Source organism: Rubrivirga sp. (assembly GCF_049648075.1).
Taxonomy (GTDB): domain Bacteria; phylum Bacteroidota; class Rhodothermia; order Rhodothermales; family Rubricoccaceae; genus Rubrivirga.
This window is the reverse complement of sequence record NZ_JBARYR010000146.1, coordinates 1-1,973: the sequence shown is the minus strand read 5'-3', so window position 1 is coordinate 1,973 and position 1,973 is coordinate 1. Positions and strand designations below refer to the sequence as shown.

Sequence of the window (1,973 nt, the reverse complement as noted above, 5' to 3'; positions counted from 1 at the left end):
AGTTCGGCCGGACGTACCCCGGCCTCGAGGTCGTCCTCGACCTCGACGCGACCGGTCGCCGCTGGCCGGTCCCCGTCCAGCACGCCATCGTTCGGATCGCCCAAGAGGCGCTGTCGAACGCCGGCCGCCATGCCCAAGCCGACCGCATCACCGTCTCCCTCATCGAGGACGAGGGGCAGGCCGTCCTCGAGGTCGCCGACGACGGCGTCGGGTTCGACGACCACGTGCGCGACGTCGACCACGTTCGCGGCGGGCACTTCGGACTGGCCGGGCTCCGCGAGCGGGCCGAGGCGCTCAGCGGTACCGTCGAGATCACGTCGGCGCCGGGCGACGGGACCCGCATCAGCGCTCGCCTTCCTCTCAAGGCCCCGAAGGGCCGTCGTTGGCTCGGCCTAATGGGATGACTGTTCCACGCGATACCATCCACCGTACCGCTCACGGGGGCGGACGCCGCCGTTACTTCCGGGCTCGTTTCCCCTCACCCCATGCCGATCCGTCTCGTCCTCGCCGATGACCACCCCGCGGTCCGCGCCGGGCTCCGCGCCCACCTCGAGCGCGAGTCCGACCTCGAGGTCGTCGCCGAGGCCTCCGACGGAAAGGAAGCGCTGGCGATGGCCCGCACGCACAAACCGGACGTCATCGTGCTCGACATGGAGATGCCGGAGCTGACCGGCCTCGATGTGGCCGAGATGCTGACCCAAGACGAGCCGGACATCGCGGTCCTGGTGCTGAGCGCCTTCGAGGACGAGTCGTACATCTTCGGCGTCCTGGACGTCGGCGCGGCGGGCTACCTGTCGAAGCAGGAGCCGCTGGGCTCGATCGCAGAGGCGATCCGAGGGGCCGCGGCGGGCGACGTCGGCTGGCTGAGCCGTCGGATCGGGGCGCTGTACATCAACCGTCACCGCGAGGGCCGCGCACGCGCCAGCCGCCAAGCCGAGGCCGCCGACCCGTTCTCGACGCTCTCGGCCCGCGAGAGCGAGGTGCTGCTGCTGGTGGCCGAGGGCGACGACAACACGACGCTCGCGGACAAGCTGTTCATCTCGGAGAGCACGGCCAAGAAGCACGTCCACGCGCTCTACGAAAAGACCGGTCTCAAGACGCGCGCGCAACTCGTCGCGTGGTCGTGGCGGGCCGGCCTCGTCACGCCGTAGCGGGACTGGGGTTCTAGTCGAGGCGAACGAGAGGGACGGTCTTTCGGAACGTCCGTGGGAGAGAGGCGAGCCGTTCCCGGGGTAGCCTGTGGACACACGATCGGCCCTCGAGGCCCCGCACCGGCCGGCTGCCGGCTCCCCGCACTCCCGCTCCCATGATTCTCTCTCTCCTCCTGTCCGCTCTCGTCGCCGTTCCCGCGCCGTCCCTCGTGCCGGTCCCGGCCACCACGATCTCGATCGAGGCCCCGACCCGTAGCGTCGAGTTCCGTCTCAGGAACGACACCGGCTCGTCGGTCCGCATCCACACGGGCCGTGGCACGAGCTCGATCGGCAACCAGTCGTCGAACCGCTACTCGGCCGAGGTCGGCCAGGAGTTCCGGCTCGACAGCTCGAGCGGCGCGCTCTTGTTCGAGGTCTCCTCCGACCTCGACGGCGAGACGCTCGACCTCTCGGACTACATGTAGGCCATGCGTCCGAGTGCTCGTCCCCTGTGGCGAGCGACGGGGCCGGTGCCGTGGTGGGCGCCGGCCCTTTTTTGTGTTCGTCCTCGAGGTCGGACCGCGGCTTCGAGGACAGCGGGCCGGCTTCGCCGGAATGCGAGAAGAGGTGCGGAAGAGAAGAGGTTCGCGTGCTGCGCCCTCGAGGTCGGACTCGGCCTCGAGCACGGCGTGCGGAGGTGGAGGTGCGGAAGTGCGGAAGTGCGGAAGTGCGGAGGTGCGGAGGTGCGGAGGTGCGGAGGTGCGGAAGTGCGGAAAGCTTCGTCCTCGAGGACGTGCCGTCGTGCTCGACCTCGAGGGCGATACGACCGCGGCGGTCCACTGT

Annotated in this window: 3 protein-coding genes; all 3 read left to right on the top strand. The window is 69.9% G+C overall.

What is annotated here, in order from left to right:
• The coding region (locus WBA11_RS04100; protein ID WP_424519453.1) for a sensor histidine kinase at nt 1-404 on the top strand (404 nt) is incomplete at its 5' end.
• Nucleotides 405-485: 81 nt separating this feature from the next.
• Nucleotides 486-1,151 (top strand): response regulator, encoded by a 666-nt coding sequence (locus WBA11_RS04095; protein ID WP_424519452.1) that lies wholly within the window; start codon nt 486-488, stop codon nt 1,149-1,151.
• A 155-nt stretch (nt 1,152-1,306) separates the two neighbouring features.
• Complete coding sequence (locus WBA11_RS04090; protein WP_424519451.1) at nt 1,307-1,615, top strand: hypothetical protein; 309 nt, start codon at nt 1,307-1,309, stop codon at nt 1,613-1,615.
• Nucleotides 1,616-1,973: the final 358 nt, after the last annotated feature.